At 29.1% G+C, this 25444-nt stretch carries 22 protein-coding genes; 13 read left to right on the plus strand and 9 right to left on the minus strand.

Features of this window, described 5'->3' with window-relative positions:
• Positions 1 to 5: 5 nt before the first annotated feature.
• Positions 6 to 1682: a dihydroxy-acid dehydratase gene (ilvD, locus tag IPH62_18095; protein MBK7107189.1), complete on the minus strand. Its 1677-nt coding sequence runs from the start codon at positions 1680 to 1682 to the stop codon at positions 6 to 8.
• Between the two features lie 453 nt (positions 1683 to 2135).
• Between ilvD and IPH62_18100 the strand changes: the two genes are divergently transcribed.
• The 3 genes from IPH62_18100 (at position 2136) to IPH62_18110 (ending at position 4558) form a co-directional block, all read left to right on the plus strand.
• On the plus strand, positions 2136 to 3428 hold the full coding sequence (locus tag IPH62_18100) for an MFS transporter (protein MBK7107190.1): 1293 nt from the start codon (positions 2136 to 2138) through the stop codon (positions 3426 to 3428).
• The gene (locus IPH62_18105) at positions 3425 to 4057 is read left to right on the plus strand and encodes a lysoplasmalogenase (protein ID MBK7107191.1); all 633 of its coding nucleotides are present in this window, start codon (positions 3425 to 3427) and stop codon (positions 4055 to 4057) included. The genes IPH62_18100 and IPH62_18105 overlap by 4 nt, the downstream gene beginning before the upstream one ends.
• Before the next feature lie 90 nt (positions 4058 to 4147).
• Positions 4148 to 4558: a hypothetical protein gene (locus IPH62_18110; protein MBK7107192.1), complete on the plus strand. Its 411-nt coding sequence runs from the start codon at positions 4148 to 4150 to the stop codon at positions 4556 to 4558.
• Positions 4559 to 4604: 46 nt separating this feature from the next.
• Here IPH62_18110 and IPH62_18115 read toward each other — a convergent pair whose 3' ends face one another.
• From IPH62_18115 to IPH62_18130, 4 genes are all read right to left on the minus strand, one after another.
• The gene (locus tag IPH62_18115) at positions 4605 to 5258 is read right to left on the minus strand and encodes a hypothetical protein (protein MBK7107193.1); all 654 of its coding nucleotides are present in this window, start codon (positions 5256 to 5258) and stop codon (positions 4605 to 4607) included.
• Positions 5259 to 5399: 141 nt separating this feature from the next.
• A complete protein-coding gene (locus IPH62_18120) occupies positions 5400 to 6923 on the minus strand; it encodes an aspartate/glutamate racemase family protein (protein MBK7107194.1) in 1524 nt (507 codons plus the stop codon).
• A 62-nt stretch (positions 6924 to 6985) separates the two neighbouring features.
• Positions 6986 to 8086, minus strand: coding sequence for a hypothetical protein (locus IPH62_18125; GenBank protein MBK7107195.1), 1101 nt, complete (start codon positions 8084 to 8086; stop codon positions 6986 to 6988).
• Between the two features lie 110 nt (positions 8087 to 8196).
• Positions 8197 to 9129 carry a hypothetical protein gene (locus tag IPH62_18130; protein ID MBK7107196.1) on the minus strand — a complete coding sequence of 311 codons (933 nt, stop codon included), beginning with the start codon at positions 9127 to 9129 and terminating at the stop codon, positions 8197 to 8199.
• Positions 9130 to 9217: 88 nt separating this feature from the next.
• Here IPH62_18130 and IPH62_18135 point away from each other — a divergent pair, with 88 nt between their 5' ends.
• A complete protein-coding gene (locus IPH62_18135; GenBank protein MBK7107197.1) occupies positions 9218 to 9607 on the plus strand; it encodes a hypothetical protein in 390 nt (129 codons plus the stop codon).
• A 249-nt stretch (positions 9608 to 9856) separates the two neighbouring features.
• Here the strand turns inward: IPH62_18135 and IPH62_18140 are convergent, their stop codons facing one another.
• Positions 9857 to 10252, minus strand: coding sequence for a hypothetical protein (locus IPH62_18140; GenBank protein MBK7107198.1), 396 nt, complete (start codon positions 10250 to 10252; stop codon positions 9857 to 9859).
• 201 nt (positions 10253 to 10453) lie between these two features.
• Here IPH62_18140 and IPH62_18145 point away from each other — a divergent pair, with 201 nt between their 5' ends.
• The 4 genes from IPH62_18145 to IPH62_18160 all read left to right on the plus strand — a co-directional run bounded on the left by IPH62_18145 (position 10454) and on the right by IPH62_18160 (position 13845).
• Positions 10454 to 11596 carry an acyl-CoA dehydrogenase family protein gene (locus IPH62_18145; protein ID MBK7107199.1) on the plus strand — a complete coding sequence of 381 codons (1143 nt, stop codon included), beginning with the start codon at positions 10454 to 10456 and terminating at the stop codon, positions 11594 to 11596.
• Positions 11597 to 12349 carry a 1-(5-phosphoribosyl)-5-[(5-phosphoribosylamino)methylideneamino] imidazole-4-carboxamide isomerase gene (locus IPH62_18150; GenBank protein ID MBK7107200.1) on the plus strand — a complete coding sequence of 251 codons (753 nt, stop codon included), beginning with the start codon at positions 11597 to 11599 and terminating at the stop codon, positions 12347 to 12349.
• Between the two features lie 81 nt (positions 12350 to 12430).
• Positions 12431 to 12907, plus strand: coding sequence for a universal stress protein (locus tag IPH62_18155; protein ID MBK7107201.1), 477 nt, complete (start codon positions 12431 to 12433; stop codon positions 12905 to 12907).
• Positions 12908 to 12948: 41 nt separating this feature from the next.
• Entirely contained in the window at positions 12949 to 13845 is an 897-nt protein-coding gene (locus tag IPH62_18160; protein MBK7107202.1) for an SMP-30/gluconolactonase/LRE family protein, read from the plus strand.
• 162 nt (positions 13846 to 14007) lie between these two features.
• Here IPH62_18160 and IPH62_18165 read toward each other — a convergent pair whose 3' ends face one another.
• The 3 genes from IPH62_18165 to IPH62_18175 form a co-directional block, all read right to left on the minus strand.
• Complete coding sequence (locus tag IPH62_18165) at positions 14008 to 14691, minus strand: T9SS type A sorting domain-containing protein (GenBank protein MBK7107203.1); 684 nt, start codon at positions 14689 to 14691, stop codon at positions 14008 to 14010.
• Between the two features lie 2385 nt (positions 14692 to 17076).
• Entirely contained in the window at positions 17077 to 17499 is a 423-nt protein-coding gene (locus IPH62_18170) for a DUF2780 domain-containing protein (protein MBK7107204.1), read from the minus strand.
• A gap of 11 nt (positions 17500 to 17510) precedes the next feature.
• Positions 17511 to 18119, minus strand: coding sequence for a tetratricopeptide repeat protein (locus IPH62_18175; GenBank protein ID MBK7107205.1), 609 nt, complete (start codon positions 18117 to 18119; stop codon positions 17511 to 17513).
• Between the two features lie 321 nt (positions 18120 to 18440).
• On the opposite strand from IPH62_18175, the gene IPH62_18180 reads away from it, so the two are divergent.
• The 5 genes from IPH62_18180 (at position 18441) to IPH62_18200 (ending at position 25435) form a co-directional block, all read left to right on the plus strand.
• Positions 18441 to 20858: an ATP-binding protein gene (locus tag IPH62_18180; GenBank protein MBK7107206.1), complete on the plus strand. Its 2418-nt coding sequence runs from the start codon at positions 18441 to 18443 to the stop codon at positions 20856 to 20858.
• Between the two features lie 96 nt (positions 20859 to 20954).
• Complete coding sequence (locus tag IPH62_18185; GenBank protein ID MBK7107207.1) at positions 20955 to 21803, plus strand: DUF3078 domain-containing protein; 849 nt, start codon at positions 20955 to 20957, stop codon at positions 21801 to 21803.
• A gap of 42 nt (positions 21804 to 21845) precedes the next feature.
• Entirely contained in the window at positions 21846 to 22241 is a 396-nt protein-coding gene (mscL, locus tag IPH62_18190; GenBank protein MBK7107208.1) for a large-conductance mechanosensitive channel protein MscL, read from the plus strand.
• A gap of 13 nt (positions 22242 to 22254) precedes the next feature.
• On the plus strand, positions 22255 to 23775 hold the full coding sequence (locus tag IPH62_18195; GenBank protein ID MBK7107209.1) for an OmpA family protein: 1521 nt from the start codon (positions 22255 to 22257) through the stop codon (positions 23773 to 23775).
• Positions 23776 to 23956: 181 nt separating this feature from the next.
• Positions 23957 to 25435: an OmpA family protein gene (locus tag IPH62_18200; protein ID MBK7107210.1), complete on the plus strand. Its 1479-nt coding sequence runs from the start codon at positions 23957 to 23959 to the stop codon at positions 25433 to 25435.
• Positions 25436 to 25444: the final 9 nt, after the last annotated feature.

A 25444-nucleotide genomic window follows, 5' to 3' on the forward strand; every position in this document is an offset into this window, starting at 1 on the left:
AAAGTTTAAATTTTTAATATTGCTCCAGTATTAGCCGATGTAACCATTTTAGCATATCTTGCTAAATAACCCTTTTTAATTTTAGGTTCAAACTTTTCCAATTTACTTTTTCTAATTTTTATTTCTTCTTCACTTAAAAGAACTTCTAATTTTTTATTGGGAATATCAATTGAAATTATATCCCCATTTTCAACAATTGCAATTGTTCCGCCTTCTGCAGCTTCGGGAGAAACATGTCCGATGCAAGCGCCGCGAGTTCCTCCGGAAAATCTTCCATCAGTAATTAATGCAACTTTGCTGCCTAATCCCATTCCCATTATTGCACTTGTAGGAGCTAACATTTCCGGCATTCCGGGTCCGCCTTTTGGTCCTTCGTATCGAATAATAACTACATCACCGGCTTTAACTTTTTTATTTTTAATTCCTTCCAAAGCTTCATCTTGACTTTCAAAAATTACTGCGGGACCTTTGTGAACTAACATTTCCTTTTCAACAGCGGCAGCTTTTACGATTGCTCCATTTTCTGCTAAGTTTCCGAATAAGACTACTAATCCACCGGTTTGTGAATATGGATTTTCTAATGTTCTTATTACATCACTATTTAAAATTTTAGAATTCTTTACATTTTCTAAAAGTGAATTTCCGGTAACTGTAATAACATCATTTGTTAATAAATTTTCATTCATAGAAAGTTCATTGAGAATTGCTGAAATGCCGCCGGCATAATGCACGTCTTCAATATGAACATCCGGACGAGCCGGACTGACTTTACAAATATTTGGAGTTTTTTCGGAAATATTATTTATATCATTCAAATCAATTTCTATTCCGGCTTCATTGGCAATTGCCAAAGTGTGAAGAATTGTATTTGTGCTTCCGCCCATTGCAACATCTAACGTAATTGCATTTCGAATAGAATTTTTAGTAATTATATCCGAAGGTTTTATATCTTTTTCAATAAGTGTTAAAAGTTGTTTTGCAGATGCTTTCGCTAATTCATGTCGAGCTGGATCAACTGCTAAAATAGTTCCATTTCCCGGAAGTGCCATTCCCAAAGCTTCCATTAAACAATTCATTGAATTTGCAGTGAACATTCCCGAACAAGAACCGCAAGTTGGACAACTTAAATCTTCCAATTCTTTTAATTCACTTTCGTTAATTTCACCGGATTGAAATTTCCCAACTCCTTCAAATACAGTAACCAAATCACTTGTTTTTCCGTTCGATAATTTTCCGGCTTTCATTGGTCCGCCGGAAATAAATATTGTAGGAATATTTACTCGAACAGCTCCCATCAACATTCCCGGTATAATTTTATCACAATTAGGAATACATATTAAACCATCCAATTGGTGAGCTTCAACAACTGTTTCAACGGAATCTGCAATTAATTCGCGGCTTGCAAGAGAATACCGCATTCCGATATGCCCCATTGCAATTCCATCATCAACACCAATTGTATTAAATTCGAAAGGAATTCCGCCATATTCTCTTATTGCATCTTTTACAATTTTACCAAATTCTTGAAGATGAACGTGACCGGGAATTAAATCAATGTATGAATTACAAACTCCAATAAAGGGTTTGTCAAAATCAGCATCAGACTTAATAACGCCGGTTGCTTTTAACAAACTTCTGTGCGGAGCTTTATCATAACCTTTTTTTATTATATCAGATCTCAAATAGACCTCAAAAATTTATACCAATTTAACACCTCTTTTCAGGTCATTCCAAATTTTATTATTGATTTTTACGATTATGGGAATGACCTTTTATTCTAGCCAATAATAATGAGGCTGAGAATAAGGTTAATTCCAAGAATAATCACGATGCTAATTGGTAGGTTTATTAAAATATCGTTGTTCACTGCATTACTTGCAGTAATTGAATTGTAACTTGTAATATTTCTTTGTAAGTAACTCATAATATTGACGGTAATTATAGCCGTAAATTATTTTTTTGTCAAGTATAAAAATTTTTATAGTAATTTTATTTTTATATTTAGTCGAAATTTTTAAGATATTATTCGCTTTCTTAAATAAATATTCATTTCTAAAAGATGTGGGGGTTTTGTGGCAGTAAAAAAGGAATTAGAAACTTGGAATTTCCCTAAAGAGTTTTGGCTTGCAAATTTTATGGAATTGCTTGAAAGAGCCGCATATTATGGCTTCTTTATAATTATAACTTTGTATTTAACAAATGTTGTAGGATTTAATGATATAGAAACCGGAATTATTGCCGGAATTTTTGGGGCTTTGATATATTTCTTTCCTCCTTTTGCCGGAGCAATTAGTGATAAAATCGGTTTTAAAAATGGACTAATTTTAGCATTTACATTTTTAACGGTTGGATATTTTTTCTTAGGTGTTTTTCACTCAAAAATTATTGTAATATTTTTTCTTTTAGTTGTAGTTGTCGGCGGATCATTTATAAAACCATTGATTACCGGAACAGTTGCCAAAACCACAAATGAAGCTAATAAAGCAAGAGGATTTTCCCTTTTTTATTGGGTCGTTAATATTGGTGCGTTTGGCGGAAAAACTGTTGTGCCTTCAATACGTCAAGGAATTGGTTTGGAATATGTAAATTTCTTTTCTGCCGGAATGTCTTTACTTGCTTTACTTTTTGCAATTTTCATTTTTAAAATTGATGAAAACAGAGTTGAAAAAAGCAGATCATTTGGTGATGTTTTTAAATCTCTTAAAACAATTTTTGCAACACCAAGACTTATCATTTTAACATTAATTGTTTCGGGTTTTTGGTTAATTCAACATCAACTTTATGCAACAATGCCAAAATACGTTATAAGACTTTTAGGCGAAGAAGCTAAACCCGAATGGCTTGCAAATGTTAATCCGCTTATTGTTGTACTTTTTGTTGTAATAATAACTCAACTTTTCAAAAAAGTTAAAGCTGTTTCCGTAATGTTAATCGGAATGATGATTATGCCTTTATCTGCGTTAGCAATGGCTTCAAGTCAAACTTTAGAAACATTTACGGGAAATTCAGTTGATATTTTCGGACTTTTCACAATGCATCCGCTAACTGTTATGATGATTATCGGAATTGGAATTCAAGGTTTGGCTGAATGTTTCATTTCACCAAGATTTTTAGAATATTTTGCGCTTCAAGCTCCAAAAGGTGAAGAAGGAACTTATATGGGATTTAGTCATTTGCATTCTTTTTTTTCTTATTTAATTGGATTTTTTATTTCCGGATTTTTATTGGATGCATATTGTCCGGATCCTTCCACATTACCGGCTGGAATTTCGGAAATTCAAAGAGCAGCAATTTATGCAGATGCTCACATTATTTGGTATTATTTTGTGGGAATTGCATCCGTAGCCGCAATTGCATTATTTATTTATAGATTGGTAACAAATAAAATTGATGCAAAAAACCAAAATATAAATTCTGCAAAAAATTGAAAATAGATTTTATTCCGATAATTTTAATTCTTATATCGGCAGCAATTCATATTGTTGCCGATTATAAATTTAAGAATATTACACACTTCACAAAACCAATTCCCATGCTTATTATTATTGGTTTCTGCCTATTCTCTGAAAATTGTTTTTCATCAAACAAAATTTTTATTCTTTTGGGATTTATTTTTTCTTTAATTGGAGATATTTTTTTATTGAAAAAAACTCAATTTGTTAAAGGATTATTATCCTTTCTAATTGCACATATTTTTTATATAATTTTTGTTTTTTCAACTTCTCAATTTCATTTTGCAATTATTTTATTTGCAATTACATTTTTAATATTTTCAACTTTTTATTTTGCGATAATTAGAAAAATAAATTCCAGTAAAATTTTTGTAATTATTTACTCATTTATAATTTTATTTCTTCTTTGGCAATCTTTAGAGCTTGCGATTTATTTACACAATCAAACTTCAATAATATTTGCAATTGGAATTATTCTATTTGTACTTTCCGATTCATTTTTAGCTTACAACAAATTTGTGAAGAATTTTTACTCAGCTCAATTCGTTATTTTATCAACATATTTTCTTGCTCAAACTTTAATTCTATTTTCAACTTTTAAATAATATTTATTTACTTACAGTAAAGTTTTTAGACAAATTTTCGATAATAAGACAAACTATATTATTTATATCTTTATGGGGGAAATAAGTAAAATGGATGTTCAAAATTACAGTTCGCAAATATCCCAGTTAATTAATTTATTGAATTGCGCTTTGTCAGATGGAAAATTTGTAGAAAGTGAAAAAAAATTTCTAATCGAAATTGCAAACCGTTTTGGTATGAATTCAAATTTTATTGAAAATATATTTCATTCTGAAATTGAATTTAACTTTGAAATGCCTTCTGCCAAAGAAGAAAAAATGCAGCACTTAATTGATTTGGTTTTTATGATGATGATTGATTGCAAAATAACAAATGAAGAAAAATCCTTCTGCGAAGAAATTGCCATAAGATTGGGCTTTTCGGCAAAAACTATTGATTTTTTAATTTCAAAAATATTAAAAGATATTAAAGTAAAAGTTGAAGAAGATAATTTTATATTTGATAAAATTTTAAAATATTAATAAGTTTAAATAAAATTATGTGAATGAAAGTATTTCAAAAAAAATATTATTCAATTTTTGTCAGCAGTTTTGAAGCCTTATTATAACCAAGTGCCACCGAAGTTTTCAAATCCAATTTTGCGCCGTCAATATCATTTAGTTTTATTTTAACTTCCCCGCGTTTATAATATGCAATTGCGTATTTATTATTAATTTTTAATGCATTATTCAGATCATCCAAAGCTCCAGCATGATCTTTATAGATTTCCTTTATTTCAGCACGCATAAAATAAGCTGTAGAATTTTGCGGATTTGATTTCAAAACTTTATCAAAATCTTCTATTGAACCTTTGTAATCATCCTGTTTATTATAATTGATTTCATTATTTAGTCTGGCATCTCTTGTATAATGTTGAAGAAAAATTCCTTCAAGATTATTTTGATCAATAATATCGTAAGCACGTGTATCACCCAAGCTGGCAGCCATTTTTAAATCTTGAAGCGCGGCTTTTTTATTTTGGGATTTTAAATATGACATTCCTCTTTCGTAATATGCACACGAATCGTTTGGATTAAGAGCAATCTTCACCGTAAAGTGTTTAATTCTTCCTTCATAATCTCCATATTTTACTTGATTCACATTAGTTTTACTACCTTTGTAAACCAAATAAACTAATATGGGAATGGAGATAATTAGAGAATAAATCCAAATCTCCCCCATTTGGTAACCCCTTTTGAAATAATAATTTATAATCGGAAAAAAAATTTTTAATTTTAGAGAGGAATTGATGTTTGATAATTTTTGAAAATGTGCAAAGAATTGTGAATATTTTAAATTTTGTAAAATGACTTTATTAAATAATTATTGCAATTTTTCTTCATTCAGTAGAAAAGATGTTTTTAGATTTTTAGTATTAAACTCCTTAATAAGTGAATATGTGTATGGAATTTTCTCGTAAAGTCTTTCGCTGATTGATTCAGAAATATTTGTTTTATTAAACGGAACTACTTTAACGTATTCTTGAATTTCATTTTCATTTCTTCCGTATTTATAATCATAGGTGAAATTTCCGAAATTATCTATTTGAATATTTTTATTCGTAAAATTCGGCACACTAATGAAGAATTCACTGTTCTCTATTTTATCATTGTTAAAAAGATTTTCTTGCGATAAATATTCATACAATTCCTTTGCAGTAAAAATAGATGGATCAATAAAATCTATTTCATCCGCTAAAATATCTTTATAAATAAAATTTGAATTCTCTTTATACATTCTCAAACTTTCAATTTTTTCTTTAAAGATATCCGTATAAAATGGATAATGTGTACAGCCAAGAATTATACTTTTTAATTTTGGAGAATTTTTCTGATTAAGAATTTTCTCAAGCAAAGTTGTAATATGATATGAAATATAATTTTCAACAGAATTTATTTGAATGTCTGTAGGATTTTCTTTTGTACCGTTAAATAACATTTTATTTCCGGTCCAATCAAAATTATATCTTGATAATTTCTTTATATCAATTTTAAGTTTCTCATTTTTATCAGATGGACCTATATAATTTGTTCTTGGTTTTACTGCAGATTTATCAATTGATTCAATAATTTCATCTATGGCATCTGCTAATCCAACTCCAGCTTGCTGAAAAATTGATATTTTATTTTTATGACTTTTTTCATTAAGCTGATTTTTTATTTCATTTACATATCCGTTTGAAGCAACTGTTCCCGCTGTTGCCATAACTGCCAAACTATAATTTTCATCATCTGAAATATTTTCCAAAGCAGCTCTTACTCCGGCGCCAATAACTCCGATTACTTTTATATCCAAATTTGCTTTTTTAATAAATTCTTCGATATCCACTTTTCCATATGCGGTTGCTGTATTGCAAGCAATTACAATTGCTTTTATTGCTGATTTATTTTGCTTAAAAGAAATATCTTGGGATCTTTCATAATATTTATTGTTTAGTAAAAATTGTACATCCTTTAAAATGTGTTCTTTTAAAAGCAAAGTTTTATTTTGCGATTCATAATTTCCATATGGCATGTTTGCTTGATCGGCAAGATAAATAAAACTTTCTCTATTAAAATCTCTTATAGAATCACCTAAATTAGTGTATGAATGATTTTTATTATTATACTTATCAAAATTTACGATTGCATCAAATACCGTTAATCCACCGGTTCCGGAATCAAATATTCCTATTGGAAGATTTGCATTTTTCTTTTTATAAACATCCAAATTTGTGTAATAAAAACTTGATTTGTCGTTGAGAATTGAATCAACAATTTTCAATTTTTCATCAGAAGATTTACATGAAATCAGAAATACAATTAAAAAAATAAAATGAAATATTTTTATGTAAAATTTTTGATTCATTATTTTTCCAAAATTAAAAATCAAATATTCAGAAATTAACTTTAAATATTTCTGATAGAATTTTATTTATGCAATTCAAAAAAGCCAACGAATTTTTTACCATTCCAGTATTCAATTTTATTCATTATAATTTCTCTGAACTCATGCGTATCAGATAACGGATAATTTAGAACTCCCCTTTTAACCAATTTATCTCTATCGACACTTGCATTATCTCCAATAACAATATGTGTTGGAAAATAATCTCTGTTTAATTCAACACCGTACCAGAATTTATTCAAATAGATATTTGCATCTCCTTCATTAACCGAAATTCTTAATTTATCTCCTTCAATTAAAGGTTCATGTGAAGCCGCGTTGTATTTATTAAAATATAAATTTCCCATATCCGTAATTGGAAATAAAATATAATTATTAAAATCTGCCAATTCCATATTTAGGAATTTATAATTTTCGTCTGTTGGAAATGTTCCATTCATTTTATTATGATCAATAGAAAATAAAAATGCTCTGTGCATTCCGTTAGAAATTCCACCAGCAATAATTTCTTTAATTCCATCTTTATTAAAATCATCTAAAACAGCGCCAACAATTCCTCCGGGATGCCAAAGAATTTTACTAACTGGTTTTCCGGTTTGCAGATTAAGTTTTAAAATTCCGTTTGGATAATAATTATTATGCTGGAAGTAAATCAAAACTTCCTTAATATTTTTATTATGAATAGTATCAATTATTCCATTTATTCCAAAACGTCCGGTAAATTTCTCATTTTTAGATTCTAAACTATCATAATGAAAATATCTCCAAAGTTCTTCGCCTTTATGGTTAAACAAAATCAGCGGTGCATAATCTGCTGCGTAAGTTAGTAAAACTTCATTTTTACCATCGTCATCAATATCATAAATATTTCCAAAATTTGCTATAGAGACTGGTGAATTTTTATATCTACCATTTAAGTAATACGTTAAATCAGCAGATTTTTTAATCCATAAAATTTCATTCTTACTATTTTTAATAATGTAACTTGTTCTGTCAGTTTCAATTTTATAAGGGTTATCATCAATATTAAAATAGTTATAACTTGATCTTGCAAACAATAATAAAATCAAAACAATTAATATTAATTTGTGCTTAATAAGTTTTTTACTTATCCATTTTATCAAATTTTGTTTTTCAATCTTTACAAAATCTCTTCTGTTAATTATATCATTTACATTATTTATTGGGAAAATTTCAAGCTTACGGCTTAAATAAATTTTGTTTAGTTCATTTATTATTTTTTCACAAAATTAAAATCGTTAAACGGAACTAAAAATTTTTGTGCTGTTGAGTAAAAAGCAATTTTTGATTTTGCTTCAATTATACTTTTGCCGACTTCATTTATATTTCCATTTTCATTCATCGAGCCGGTTATAAGAATATTATTTTGAAAAGTAATTTCTTCACGCAATCCATAGAATTTAAATAGCTCTTGAATAAACACAATTGTTAAAACTGCGCCAAGCGAGTTGCCTTCATAAATTCCTAGCTTTTCTACAAACTGAATTGTTACTTCAAGATTTGGTGTAAATTTTTTGTATTTATTTCTGAGAAAATTTACTGCGTAGTTCCAAGAAATTTCAATTTGCTCCTCAAGTTTTTCATCTAAATTCGGGAGACTTGGAGAAATTAAAAACTCGACTTTATCCTTATTTTTATTATGATTTACGGAAATTCTTAAATGTTCAACTGTGCCGTAAATTTGATTTGAATTTTCGGATTTTTCCAATACCGGAAAACTTAAATTTCCATTTTTAACATTTCCTTCAAAAACCGAATTAAGAATTTTAAGTTCATTTTCAATTCTTGCAATATTGTTTTTTACAATTTCTGATGATTCGTATTCCGTTAAAAATTCATAAAATTTCTTAATCGTATTAATTAACTTTTCAGTTTTAATTGGTTCAATTCCAAATGCTGAATATAAATTAATTACTTGCTGAAAATGTGGAAGGAGTTCTAAAAAGTAAGCTTCTTTTAAATTATCATCAGATTGCAGCGATAATTCATCATAAAATTCTGTTAGCGAAAGAATTAAATTTCTTACAGATTTATCATTTCGATGAAGTTCAAAAAACTTATTTTTTCTTTCTTCAAAATAAAATGAATTCATAATTAGAATAGGTAATAAAAAAGTTTTAACACTTACACTTAATTGCAAAGACAAATATTCTTCATATAAAAATATGATTTATTTCTTTCTTTGCTAAATGTTTCTGATTATGTTTGCTTCAATAATTTTGGCAAACTAAAAAGTGATAACCGTTTTAAATGATTTTGTAAAAAAGAATTTTATTTTTGCAGTTTTAAATTACTGCATTCTAATTTTCTATTTTTGCTATCCAATTTTTAATTACGGCGAATCACCATTTCTTCAGACAAGTTCCAGTGATTATATATATTCAACTCCATTATCTGAATTTGCAGTACTTCCCGGAAAACTTAAAAATACTTCTAATAATTCTGGAAGCGAAACTAATGTAGAAAATTTGAAATACGTTCATATTTTTGCGAACGATTTAGAATTTAGTTCTCACTTAAAATTTTTCAAATATGTTGTTCATTCTTCTAATTTTAGGAAATTAACTTGTATTGTTTTTAAGTTAATTTCACGCGCACCACCCGCTTATTTCACATCAAATTAATTTTTTAAAAAATCAATTTCTCTTATTGATTTTCAAATTTATTTACAAAAATTATTTTAATAATTGAGGTGTGAAATGGCTGATAAAAATAATCATGATGAAAAAATTACGAAAAATGAAATGATAATTGAATTGTTAAAACTTCTTGGTCCAATTGTTTTAATAATTGTAATTTATTATATCTTTTTTGCTTAAAAAATTAAAGGTTGTCTCAGAATTTGGGACAACCTTATTATAATTTTTATAAATTTATTGTTTTTCCAACCAAGCCATTGCCAATTGAGGATCACTAAAAATATTTACTTTAACTCCTTTTTGCTGATATCGCTCAATGATTTTTTTCATGTTAATTTGCCCAACAACTTTTTCCGGTAAAATTATTGCCCAAAATTTCCATCCGGCTTTAAATATTTTTGGTTCCCAGTTTACTTGCGCCCATTCCAAATCTTCGCTTTTTAATGCAGAATTTCCACGATCATCGGAAAGCCATTTTGAACATCTGTTTTGTACAAAAATATCCGCAGCTTTTAACATAAAATTTCTAAAATTTTCACCGAACATAAATTTTTTAAATTCATGATGAATGATTCTTTTTTCAGGATAAAATTTTAATGTTGCAAAATCATTATCAATTACTGCTTGCATAGATCCCCCAAATAGTTAAAAAATTTTCCTCATATAATCGGATAAACATAGCCGTTGTTTAGATGAAAAATTTCTCACATAAAATCTCGCTAAAATAAAAACACGAAATTTTTATCATGACAAACGAATTTTTTAGAGATTTACCTAAATTATATTATAATTAAAATGTTGATTTTAATTTTCTAAAACCTTTTATGGAGAATGATGATAAATAAAGAAGATTTTAAAATGCTGCGCGAAATGGTAAAAGATTTTACAGATACCGAAATCAGACCTTTGGCTTCAACTATTGATCAGAACGAAGAAATACCAAGAGAATTAATAAATAAAATTGCAGAAGTTGGATTACTCGGAACAGCATTTCCGGAAAAATACGGCGGCGGCGGTTTCGGTGAATATGGTTTTTGTATTGCTCAGGAAGAAGTTACAAAAGCTTGCGGATCAACTGCAACATTTATTGGTGCTCATCAATCAATTGGAACAAATGCAATTTATATTGGCGGTTCGGAGGATTTAAAACATAAATATATGCATGACTTAACTTCCGGCAAAAAAATTGCAGCTTTTGCTTTAACAGAACCGGAAGCCGGTTCCGATGCATTTAATTTACAGACAACCGCAAAATTCGATGGAACAAAATGGATATTAAATGGTCAAAAATTGTGGATTACAAATGCTGCAATTGCAGATGTCTTTTCGGTTTTTGCAAGAACAGAAAAAGGAATTACCGGATTTGTAGTTGAAAAAGATTTTCCGGGAATTATAATTGGTGCAAATGAAAAAAAATTAGGGATAAAAGGAAGCGTAACAAACACAGTAACTTTTGAAAATGTTGAAGTTACGCAAGAAAATTTAATTGGTGCTGATGGAAGAGGTTTTGCAATTGCTATGAAAACTCTTGATGCCGGAAGAATTGGAATTGGTGCTGCGAGTGTTGGTGCTGCAAAAGAAATGTTGAGGCTTTCTGTAGAATATGCAAATCAGCGAAAACAGTTTGGTCAGCCGCTTTCAAAATTTGAAGGAATTCAATTTATGATTTCTGACATGACAACTAAAATTTATGCAATGGAAAGTATTTTGTATCGTGCGGCAGAAAAATATGATAATAAAGATGAAGTTATGCAGGAAGCCGCAATGGTAAAATTATTCTGCTCGGAAGCTGTTTCGGAAGTTGCAGATATGGCTTTACAAATTCACGGCGGAATGGGTTTTTCAAGAGAATTATCAATCGAAAGATTTTACAGAGATTCAAGAATTCTAAGAATTTTTGAAGGCACAAGTGAAATTCAAAAATTAGTAATCAGTAGAAAAACAATAAAAAATAACGGACTTTGGAAAATTTAAATGAGAAAAATTTTAGTAATTCCATCTATTGATATTAAGGATAGAACAACTGTTAGAGTTGTTCAAGGAATTCCCGAACTCGATTGTAAAGAATATGGAAACGATCCAGTTGAAATGGCAATGATTTGGAGATCAGAAAATGCTAAAGTTATTCACGTTGTAGATTTTGATTTATCAAGGGAACACTCGCGCAAAAATTTAGATTTAATTGGAGAAATTTGTAACTCGGTAATTATTCCAATTGAATTCGGCGGCGGTATTACAAATGTTGAAGATGCTGAAGAAATTCTAAATTTAGGAGTTTTCCGTTTGGTTATTGGTTCAATGGCATTTTCTAATCCAAAAGAATTTAAAAGAATTTTTGATAGGTTTGGTCCGTTAAAAATTTCTGCCGCAATTGATGTTATAAATGATGAACTTGTAATTCATGCAAGAAAAGAAAAAACCGGAATTTCGGCAGTTGACTTTTCTAAAAAATTATCAGAAATAGGAGTTAACCGTTTTGTTGTTACAGATGTTTCAAGAAACGGAATGTTAGATGGACCAAATATTGAATTGTGCAAAAAAATTGCCGACGCAACAAATACAAAAGTTACTTTATCCGGAGGAATTAGCGGCTACGAAGATTTAATGAGAGTTCAGCAAAATGCTGATTGCGGTATTGATTCGGTAATTATTGGTCGTGCACTTTATGAAAACAGATTTCCTTGTCAAAAAATTTGGAGAGTTGCAGAATCTGGTATTTTTGATTAAGTTGAAATTATTAGAAAATTCCTTATTTCATTAAATATACTTATCTTCATATTACCATGATTTAATATAGGAGGTTATGATATGGAATCTATAACAAAAATATTAGTTCCAGTTGATTTCTCCAATTATTCAAAAAATGCACTTCGGTATGCGGTTAACTTTTCCAAAAAATTTAATTCTAAAATTTATCTCGTTTATGTTGTTGAGCCCGTAATTTATCCATCGGATTTTAGTATGGGACAAGTCACTTTTCCCGTTACCGATACCGAGTTAAATGTAAGAGCGAAAGAAGAATTAGAAATTTTAGCCAAAGAAGAAATTGGAGTTGAAGTTCAAGTTGAGACAATTATTAGAACCGGAAAACCATTTGTTGAAATTAACGAAACTGCAAGAGAATTGGATATTGATTTAATAATCATTGCAACTCATGGTCATACCGGAATGGAACATTTGCTATTTGGAAGTACAGCCGAAAAAGTTGTTCGAAAAGCTCCATGTCCGGTTTTAACTTTGCGAGAACCGATAAAAGGATTTAAGTTTAATCCAAACGAAAAATAATTTTTTAAATATCTATTATTGTTTGTAATCAAAAATTTATGATGAAAATTATTACGATTATTTTATTCGCGTTTTTCTTAAATATAAATGCACAAGAAAATATTGAATTTTCTGAATGGGAATTAGTTGTTTCAAATCAACAATTTCCGGAAGGAATTACTTACGATCAAAACGGAGTTTTATATTCTTCAAACTGCAATGGAAATTGGATTACAAGAATTTCCGAAACAAAAATTGATACTTTTCTTTTAGCCTCAGATTCTACATTTCAAAAAACAAACGGAATGTTAGCTTTGCCAGATGGATCAATATTAGCAACGGATTTTGGCAAAGGAGCAATTTTGAAAATTGTTAAAAATGGAAAAATTAATTCAGTTGTGAATGAATTTAATGGAACAAGATTTAACAAACCAAATGATTTAACATTAGATAAAAATGGAAATTTATTTTTCTCGGAACCAAATAATTGGGGACCAGAAATTTACGATGGAAGAGTTTTCTATTATAATTTTTCTACAAAATCTTTAAAGTTGATAAAAGATAAAATTGCATTTCCAAACGGAATTGGTATTTCTCCCAAAACTGAAAGATTATATTTATCAGAATCCGCAAAATCAAGAATATTAAGTTTTGAAATAAATGAAGATGGAACTTTACGCGATGAAAAAGTTTTTGTTGAAATTCCCGGCGGTGATCCGGATGGATTAAATTTTGATGAAAACGGAAATTTATATGTTGCACATTTTGGCGGCGGAAATATTTATGTCTTTTCTCCGGAAGGCAAAATTCTGAAAAAAGTAAAAACTCCCGGAACAAAACCAAGTAATGTAGAATTTGCCGGAAATGATTTAATGACTTTTTATATTACGGAAGACCAAACAAATTCAATTTATAAGTGCAGAGTTAACAGAAAAGGATTTAATATTTTTTCGAAATAAAAAAAATTGCATGATTTGCTGTAAGTCTTCAAAAAAATGGATAGAAGTATCAATATTTTAATGAACAGATATAAATATTCTTAATCAAGAAAAATAATTAATTTGTTAATAAATTCATTTATTTTGAATGCTGACTTCTGATTTCTTAATTCATATTTTTTTCTATTTCATCAAAATCATCTTCATTATTTCAGAAAAATTTCCAGTTTGAAGTTTATAGAAATATATTCCACTGCTTAAATTTTTTGCATTAAACTCAACTTCATAATTTCCGGGTTTTTTACTTTCATTGACCAAAGTTTTTATTTCTCTTCCTAAAATGTCAAATACCACTAATTTGACATTTGACATTTCACCTTTTATGTCTTGTGGAATTGAATATTTTATCTTTGTTGTAGGGTTAAAAGGATTTGGATAATTTTGACTTAAACTAAAAAAAGAATTTTTAATTTCCGGTTTCATTGATGTAAAAGTTTTTGAAGGACTAAAAAGAAATTCATCACCATCTTTTAAAGGTTTATACGTTTTTATGAAAAGTGTATCGCCAAATGTTGGGAGCTTATTACTAAATTCAAAATCTATTTGAAAACTTGTAAGATAAATATCATTTGTAATTGGTTTTAAAATTATTGGTTCAATTATTTCCCAACGGTTATTATTAAGATTGGTCTCACAAATTATAAACTCTGCTGGTAAAATATTATTTTCATTAATTATATATATTTCAAAAGGACAATTTACATTTTCTAAATTGGTACCTATTCCGTTATGTCCGCTATATTTGTAAGTTCCATCAGACAACAATTCTAATGAATTAAAAACAATAAACCAATCATCATTTGTCATTATTGGATTAATTCCAATAATTGGTGGAAATTTAAACTTAGCAGTATTTTCTAAATTCGGATTATTAAATTTTGATTTTGATGTATCAATTCCATCATTCCTATCAATTATTGATAATTTTATTCCATCAAATCCCGGAGTAGAATATTCATCAAATATTTCACAATCACTAATTAAAATTGCATTATCTGATTTTCTACGCACACTAATTTTTTTTTGATTTCCTATTTCAAAGCTTAATATATATTCGTCACCTGTTATTTCTGTTTCATCATATATTATAGCTTTTATTTCCGGAGTTGAATTACCAATCAATTGTTCAATTTTAATCTCATCAAAAATTCCTTTTTTATTTTCAAATATATATGGACCAATAATTTTGTTATTATTATTTACATAGTCTGTACCTAAAATTCTAAAATAGTATTCTTTCGTATTTGGTAAACTTGAAATGTCAAATTCATGTGTGTAGTTTCCCTTATCAAATGAATTGGAAATAATATTATGAAATGATTTTTTATTATCATAAGAATACTGTAAAGTAATAAATGTTTTTTCATCATCTACATCGTTACATGACCAATCGAAAGTTATTCTTGGTACACTAATTACACTTTTAATTTCTCTTATTTCAATACTTAACTGTGGAATTGCATTTACATCTAAATTATTTATTGTCAATGGTTCATCGGAGATATCATAATAGTATTCGTATGGTTTTTCAGAATCATAGCAAATCAATCTGAAAATAGTTGATGAATTGTCTGGTATCACATGTGAATCAAAACTTAATTCATTGTTGATCACGGGTATATTATAATCAATAACATGCCAACTATCTCCATTATCTGTTGAATATTGTATCATTATTTGCGCATTCTGATTCTGTCCTGTAAAATTCCACGAAATATTTGTATTACCAAAAATCTCATCAATATTATTTTCAATTATATTAATTTCGTAAGTTTCATTACCGCCTCGCGTTTGTATTCTCTTTCCAATATTTTTCCAAGAATATAATAAAACTAGATCTTTTGCGTCTTTTAACACATCACTTATATCCTCTGATAAAAATATAGCAACTAAAGAACTCACCGTTTCACCCGGCATTAATTGAAATGCTCCGCTTCCAAAATGGATGATATTGTCACTTGGCATTTTGAAATAGGCTTGGTTAGAATCAATAAATGGTTTCGAAAACCAACTTCCAATTATATCATCATCCTTAGGTCTTACAAGTCCCCAACCGTTTACAGTTAATGTTGTTAAACCATAATCACTTGGAGATTGTAGTAAGATAAAAGATAGATAGCCTGGTCGTTTACCTCCTCTGCCTTTAAAATCTGAATCCCAATTATAAATTGTATTTTTTATATAATTATCTGGAAATTCATTAGAATATTTAGAATTAAAATCTGCCAAGCCTACTAAATCATCCCCACTGTCTGTACTTCCGCCAATATGTAGATCACCATAAAATCCAAAATATAAATTATTCAATGTCTTTGCTGATTCATTTGTTATTCTATATTCAAGTAAAATTGCATCTTGTAATTCTGGTGAATTATACTGATAGCAAAAAATTTCCATCTTTATTCCTAATCCCGCTAAATCTACATCCTTACCAAATGGTTGATATAAATTGTAAAACTCACGGTTTGAAAAATCATCAACAACAGAATATGAAACATTTCCTAAATCTTTGTTTGATGTAATAAAATCAAAAGGCCATTCTTCCCAATCATCTGGCCAAGAAGTTCTATCTCCAAAATTTGCTGTTATAACATTGCTTTCATTTGAAAAATTTTTCCTTGGTAGCCAACCCCATTTACTTTTATTATCTGGACTATAATCCCCATCAATTGGTGAAATAAAAGAATCAGAACAAAGAAAAAATTTATTTCTTGCAGAATCTTCAACTTCTCCGGCTATAATTGGTCCAAATTCATACATATAACCTAATCCATTCCAAACAAAATCATTAATATCTGGTAAAGCACCCGGTTCACCAATTGTTCCATAATTATGTATTTTTGCGGAAATATTATTCGAATTCATTAAAACGAATTTATTCTTATCATATTGTTGAGTAAATAACATTTCAAATGCTATTATCCATAATATAAATATGATTTTAAATTTCATCACCATTCCTAATTTTTACTTAATTGAATTTAAATTATCGAGTTAAAATAATTCATACTTTAAATTATATAAAATATATTCAAATAATAAATTTTTGAAATAAAAAAGCCCACATAAAGTGGGCTTTCGCACAATAATTTTTCCTATTTTTTCTTACTTCTAACTCTTATTCCTTAATTCAATTTAGATTCTTACCATAATCTTACAATCTTGTTTTTTTTACTTTTCACGTTTCACTTTTTACTTCAGAACAGATTCAAGAATTTTCGTTGCATCACTTCCGCCGGCCATTGATGCATAACTTGAAATTGCGGGAACAAAATCACCAACCATTTTCTCATCCATACCCAAATTTTTAAATGCCGGTTTTACATCTTCTAAAGAATTCATAGGTCCGCTTATTTTTCCGACAAGTTTTGCAATATTTAAATATGAATCAATCCCCGGAATAATTTTGGCAAGTTTGTCAAAATCACCTTTTACTAATTTGTCTTTTGCTAAAGTTAAAATTGCTCCAATTCCCCCAAGTGCCTGTGTATCCGAAACGCCAAGTTGTTTTTTTACCATTTTCATTAATCCTTCACCAACATTTAGTGATGAGCAGCCATTTAGTAAAAGAATGCTAATTAATAAAATTGGTAAATAACTTTTTAATTTCCTCATTTATCCTCCATTTAGTTTTTGTTGTTTTCTTCTAACTTTTGAAGAGAATTTTTTGCGGTTTGAACTAATTTGTTATTGGGAAATTCATTAACAATTTTCGTCCAATTTTGTTTAGCTGCAGCAAAATTTCCCTTTCGAGCTTCCATAACTCCAATATTGTAAATTGCTTCAACATTATTTGGGTTTATTACTAAAATTTTATTGATATACTCTTCTGCTTCTTCATAATTATTTTGTTCAAAATCCAAAATTGCAATACTCATTAAAACATCAACTCGTTTCGGATCTTTATTTAGAACTGTTTTATAAAGTTCAATTGATTTTTTAGGATTGTGTGCGGCATAAAGCAAATCGGCATATTCTTTAACTTTTGCCGTATCGTTTGGATTTTTTGAAACATATTCTTCCAGTGAATTTAATTTATCTTTAAATTCTGATGTTACGTTTCCGCCGGAAGGCTGTTGCGAATTGTTAAATTGCGAATGAATATCATCCTTTGGCATTTCTTGTTCTGTAATAGATTTTTCTTCAACAGAATTTTCTTGCGTGGAAAAATATATAATTCCAATTATTGCAATTAAAAAAAGCAACAAATAAATGTGAATAGATTTAAGTTTCATTTTTGACCAATTTTTTTTAAGAATAATTGAAAAATAGTGAAAATCAAATAATAAGATAAATTATATTATTACATATTTTTCAAGTAGTTAATCAGAATCAAAATTTAATAATCTTGAAATATCTCTAACTCAAAAACTTCTTTTGAGCGATAAATTTTATAAATTTTCATATTAGTTAAATTATAAAATTTTTATATTAAAATTGTAATGACATACTAATATTACAAAATTTAATTTTACTAAAATTCATAAATTGATTGTAAATTTATAATTAATATTCATTTTTATTATTTTTATAAAAACTAAATAGTGAGAAAAAAAATGGCGGATTTTGAAAAACTCGGAGCTTTTTATTTAGGAAAAATTTATGATCATACGACAAAAGCATTAAAAGATGATTTGGTTCTTTATGATTCAAAAGATTTAACAACTCACGCAGTTTGTGTTGGAATGACAGGAAGCGGAAAAACCGGATTATGTATTTCCCTTCTTGAAGAAGCAGCAATTGATCACATTCCCGCTTTGGTCGTTGATCCAAAAGGTGATATTACAAATTTACTTTTAACTTTTCCTAATTTGGAAGGTAAAGACTTTTTGCCTTGGATTAATAAATCCGATGCAGACAGAAAAGGAATTTCCGAAGGCGAATTTGCAGAATCTCAAGCCCAGCTTTGGAAAAACGGATTGTCACAATGGGGACAAGACGGAAATAGAATAAAAATGTTACGCGAAACTTCCGATTTTATAATTTACACTCCCGGAAGTACAGCCGGAATGCCGATTTCAATTTTAGATTCTTTCAAAGCTCCAAGCGATGAAATTTTGGAAGACGGTGATGTTTTCGGCGATAAAATTTCTGCAACAACAGCAAGTTTATTAAGTTTATTAGGAATTGATGCTGATCCATTAAAAAGTAAAGAACACATTTTACTTTCAAATATTATTCAATTTCATTGGACGAATAAAAAAGATTTGGATTTACCTTTAATTATTCAAAATGTGCAAACTCCCCCATTTACAAAAATCGGCGTTTTTGATATTGAATCTTTTTATCCGGAAAAAGACAGATTTGAATTAGCAATGCAATTAAATAATATTTTATCGGCACCGGGATTTCAAACTTGGCTTTCTGGTGAATCGCTTGATATTGATAAATTACTTTACAATAAAACCGGTAAACCAAAAACATCAATTTTTTATACCGCTCATCTTTCTGATTCCGAGAGAATGTTTTTTACTTCATTGCTTTTAAATCAACTAATTAGCTGGGTTCGAACACAATCGGGAACGACAAGTTTACGTGCATTGCTTTATGTTGATGAAATTTTCGGTTATTTGCCGCCGGTTGCAAATCCGCCGACAAAAAAACCTTTTCTAACTTTGCTTAAACAAGCAAGAGCTTTTGGCGTTGGTTTAGTTTTGGCAACTCAAAATCCGGTTGATTTGGATTACAAAAGTTTATCAAATGCCGGAACTTGGTTTATCGGAAGACTTCAAACCGAACGAGACAGAATGAGAGTTTTAGACGGATTGGAAGGCGCAACTTTAGAAGGCGGCGGTAAATTTGATAGAAATGAAATTGACAAACTTTTATCAAATTTGGATAACAGAATTTTCCTTTTGCATAATGTTCACGAACCGCATCCGGTTGTATTCAAAACAAGATGGGCAATGTCTTATCTTAGAGGTCCGCTTACTCGAAATCAAATAAAAGATTTGCATAAATTAAATGCTGCGGGAAATTCTCAAAATATAATTTCAGAAAATTTTACTCAACAAACATTAACTGTAAATCCTTTACCAAAAGAAATTAAACCACTTTATTTTGATCGAGAAATTTCTGAAAGTGAAATTCCGAATACAATTAATCATCCATACATTTTTGCTCAAGCTGATATTAGTTTTATTGATAAAACTAAAAGTATAGATTTCCAAAAATCTACAAAGTTTTTAGTCCCAATTACAAATGAAGTTATTTCTGTAAAATGGAATGATGCCCACGAAATTAAATTGGATGAAAAATATTTAGTAAAAAATCCTAAGAATACATTTGCATTTTCCGAGTTACCAAATTCTGCAAAAAATGAAAAGAATTATCCGGCTTGGCAAAAGTTTTTTGAAGATTTTTTAGTAAGCGATTATTCTATAGAAGTTTACCATAGCCCAAATCTCAAACAAACATCAATGCCGCTTGAAAGTGATAGAGATTTTAAAATTAGATTAACTCAAATAACACGCGAACAACGCGATTCGGAAATCGCAATTATCAAAGAACGATTCGAAAGAAGAATTCAAACTTTAGATAGCAGAATTAGAAGAGCTCAAGAAAAAATTGAAAGAGAAAAATCTCAATCGTCCCAAGTAAAATTGCAGACTGCAATTTCAATTGGTTCAACAATTTTAGGTGCACTTTTTGGTAAAAAAGCAGTCAGCACTTCCACAATCAGCAAAGCCGGAACTGCAATGAAATCAGCTGGAAAAGCTATGAAAGAATCCGGTGATATAAATCGAGCCGAAGACGAATTAGAAATTCTAAATCAACAAATGGTTGAACTGCAAGACAAATTGCAAGATGAATTGAATATTCTTCAAGATAAATTTGATTTATCGATTGAACAGCTTGAAACCATAAAAATACGACCGAAAAAACCAAATATTTCAGTAAAACTATTTAATTTCATTTGGCTTCCATTGGGAAATGAAAATGTAAGTGATATACATGAAATAGAATTTATATAAATATAAATATTTGGAATAATCTTAGTTGTTGTATATATTTTCGTGATTTAAATCACAAATAGGGGGATTTACTAATCACACATTATAGGAGACAAAATGAGAAAACTTATTTTTTTTACAATAATTTTAACAATTTCGATACTTGCCGAAGATGCGAAAAAAGATAGTGTCGCACAGAAAACATGGCTGCCAATTGGAGTTGCCGGAATAAATTTAAGTCAAATAGCACTTGATAATTGGACACAAGGCGGTGAAGATGCATTAGCATTTAGTCTTTACGGAAATTTTGGTTTAGATTATTTTGATAAACCTTGGTCTTTTACAAATAAACTTAAATTAGCTTTCGGAAAAACAAAGTTAGGATCTGAAGATTATAAAACGACAGATAACGAAATATTCTTAGAAGATCTTTTAACATATAGTGCCGGCTGGTTTGCAGATCCATACTTCGCTAATACATTTAGAACAGTAATTGCAAATGGTTATGATTACAGCGGTGATTCTCCAATTCAAACAGCCTCTTTTTTTGATCCCGGTTATTTAATGCAGTCAATCGGTATGGCTTATAAAATTTCTGATAATTTTACAACAAGATTAGGTTTTGGATTTCAAGAAACTTTCACTAGTAAATTTAACAGTTATTCTGATGATGTTGAAACATTAGACGAAGTTGAAAAATTCAGATTTGAAACCGGTATTGAGTCAGTTACATCTGCAAATTTTAAACTTGATGATAATTTATTCTACACCAGTGAATTAAGATTATTTGGTGCATTTGATGCTTTAGATATTTGGGATGTAAGATTTGATAATATTCTAACTGCTCAGGTTACAAAATTAGTTAATGTTAATTTTAATGTACTGCTTATTTATGATGAAGATCAGGTGAAGAGAACACAAATGAAAGAAGCTTTACAAATTGGAATTGCATACGCATTATTTTAATCAAAACTAGCAACCTAAAAAGAAAGGAGAACAACCATGAGTATGATGAAAGAATTTAAAGAATTTGCCATGAAGGGTAATGTTATAGATATGGCAGTAGGTATTGTAATAGGCGGTGCCTTTGGTAAAATTATAAATTCATTAGTTCAAGATGTAATTATGCCTCCAATAGGAGTTTTATTAGGTGGCGTAGATTTTTCCAAAATGGGAATTGTAGTAAAAGCAGCTACCGAAACTACTGAAGCTGTTATTTTAAAATACGGTTCTTTTATTAATACAATTGTTGAATTTTTAATTATTGCTTTTGCAATTTTTATGGTTGTTAAAGCAATGAATTCACTGAAGAAAAAAGAAGAAGCTGCTCCAGCTGCACCTCCGGCTCCTACTAAAGAAGAAACTCTTTTAACGGAAATTAGGGATCTTCTAAAAAATAAATAAAAAGGCAACCAAAATGCATAAGAGAATTTTTAATTTAATTTTGTGTAATCTAATTTTTCTTTCGTTTACAAATAGTTTTGCACAATTAAATGATTATCCAATTAAAATTGGAATTCATGCATCTGGTTTATTACCTGAAACAGATTATAAAAATGATGATTTAAAATTATCTTTTCTCGGCAGAGCTTTTTTACGTATTAAAGTTATTGATTTATTTGATATTGAAGCCGGAGCGGGATATGCAAAGCTTGCGGGTGAAGATGGCAAAAATAATTATTGGGAAACTTCTTTAATTCCAGCGGACTTGAGATTAATCTTAAGTCCGTTTAATTCAAAATCTGTAAGCCCATATGCTTATGGTGGAATTGGATATGTGAAATGGAATGTTGAAGATAAGCCAAGTGAATTAAATGGTTCCACAAAAGAAGATGGCGGTGATTTATATGCACCATTGGGTATTGGAATTGAAATGAAATTATCCAATTCCCTTCTTCTTGATCTTTCCGGCGGATATAATCAAATTTTTTCTGATTATGTAAATTATGTTAAAGGCGGAGATTTTAATGATGGATTTTGGAATTTAGGAATTGGTTTAATTTTTACCGGCGAGGGCGGCAGTTCAGATTCAGATTTGGATGGAATTTCAAAAGACCAAGAAATTGAATTAGGAACAAATCCAGATATTGCAGATTCTGATGGCGATGGTTTAACAGACGGTTTAGAATTCAATCAGTATAAAACTGATCCTTTGAATTCTGATAGCGATGGCGACGGTTTAACGGATAATGATGAAATTAAAAACTACACAACAAATCCAAATATTATTGATACGGATAAAGATGGATTAACAGACGGTGATGAAATTTATCAACATCAAACTGATCCTTTACGAGAAGATTCTGATATTGACGGAATAAAAGATAAAATTGAATTGGATGAATTTAAAACTAATCCTACAAATTCAGATACCGATAAAGATGCACTAAAAGACGGTGATGAAATTCATAAATACAAAACCGATCCGACAAAACAAGATACAGATGGAGACGGTATTTTTGACGGTGATGAAATATTTAAGTATAATACAAATCCATCAAAAGCTGATACGGATAGCGGAACTGTAAATGATAAAGTTGAGATTGATAGAAAAACAAATCCGTTAAATCCGGAAGATGATGTAGTTCTTGATATTGCAGCTCCCGTAATTTTAGAAGGTGTAACTTTTGAAACCGGAAGTGTAGAGTTAACTCCGGAAAGTGAAAAAATGCTTTTAAGAGTTTTAAACACACTTAACATTTATCCTGATATAAAAGTTGAAATTCGCGGATATACAGATAATGTTGGAAACACATCGAAAAATTTAAAACTATCTCAACAAAGAGCCAATTCCGTGAGATACTGGTTAATTAACAAAGGGGTTAACCAAGAACGTGTAGTTGCAAAGGGATTTGGCAAGGATAATCCAATTGCTGATAATAGTACGCCAGAAGGAAAAAGATTAAACCGAAGAATTGAATTCGTAAAAATTAATTAGTTATAATATTCCCTCTTTTAAAAGAGGTTGTCTTTTAATTGTCTTCCGAATTTATTTCGGAATCTACAATGTGATTTTGATACAAAATTAGGATCTGAAAAAATTTCAGATTGACAATCAAAACTTTTAAGACAACCTCTTTTTTATTTAATAAAAATTCCCGCCAATCCGATTATACCATATGCGAATAAAATTACTATATATTTTTTTACTAATTACTAATATAAATTTTGCCCAAATTAATGAATATTTAATAAAATTCGGAGTTCAAGGAAATTTATTAATTCCTGATACAGAATTCAAAAATGATGCTTACGTTTTGTCTTTATTTGGCAGAGGATTTATTAAATATGAATTATCATCAAGCTGGGAAAGTGAAATTGGGTTTGGAATTGGAAATCTTTCCGGTGTTAATTATCAAAATAAAAAATGGGAAACAAATTTAATTCCGTTAGATTTTAGGTTTAATTTCAGTCCGTTTCAATCTCAAATTTACAGTCCTTATATTTTTTGCGGAATTGGTTTGCTTCGCTGGAATGTTACAAATCTGCCAAGCGGAGAAATTACTAAAAAAAGCGGATGGGATATTTTAATTCCAATTGGTGCCGGAATTGAGTTTTGCATAAATAGTAAATTATTAATTGATCTTAAAGGAAGTTATAATTTTACATCAACTGATTATTTAAATAATTATGATAGCAAAAAAAACAAAGACGGATTTTATTCTTTTAGTTTTGGATTTACATTTGTAGAAGGCGGAAATTTATCTGACTCAGACGGTGACGGAATTATTATGAAAATGGAAGAGGAAATTGGTACAAATCCAAATAAATTTGATACTGATGATGATGGATTATCTGATGGAGAAGAAATTAATCTATATTTTACAAATCCATTAGTCCCGGATTCTGATAAAGATAATTTGACAGATTTTGAAGAAGTTAAATATTTTTTTTCTGATCCTAATTCTCAAGATTCTGATGGAGATGATATTTTAGATTTTGATGAAATTGATAAATTTAAAACAAATCCTAACCAAAAAGATTCCGATAAGGATGAATTGAGCGATGGTTATGAAGTTTTTAAATATAGTACAAATCCAACATTGATTGATTCCGATAGTGATGAACTTAACGATAAAGAAGAAATATTTTCAACAAAAACTAATCCAATTAAGTTTGATACAGATGAAGATGGTGTTTCAGACGGCATTGAATTTAATATATTAAAGACAAATCCTTTAGTGAAAGAAAATCACGAAAAATATATTTCAGAAAATAAAACTGAAAATAAAATTAATTTAGAAAATTTGAATACAGATAAGTCGGTCATTCTTCAAGGTGTTCAATTTCTTCTTGGTTCTGCAGAAATTAATTCTTCATCAGAAAATATTTTGCAGCAAGTAAAACTGATTTTGAACGAAAATCCCAATCTGAAAATTGAAATTCACGGCTACACAGATAATATTGGAAATCCTGATTTTAATCAAAAATTATCTGAGAATCGTGCAGAAACTGTTAAAAATTGGTTTGTTAAAAATGGAATTAATTTTCAGCGAATTGCTACAAAAGGGTTTGGTTCGTTAAATCCAATTGGAAATAATGAAATTCAAGGAGGCCGAGAAAAAAATAGAAGAATAGAAATTATAAAAGTTAAATAGTTTTATTCG

The organism is Ignavibacteriota bacterium (assembly GCA_016708125.1).
GTDB lineage: Bacteria > Bacteroidota > Ignavibacteria > Ignavibacteriales > Melioribacteraceae.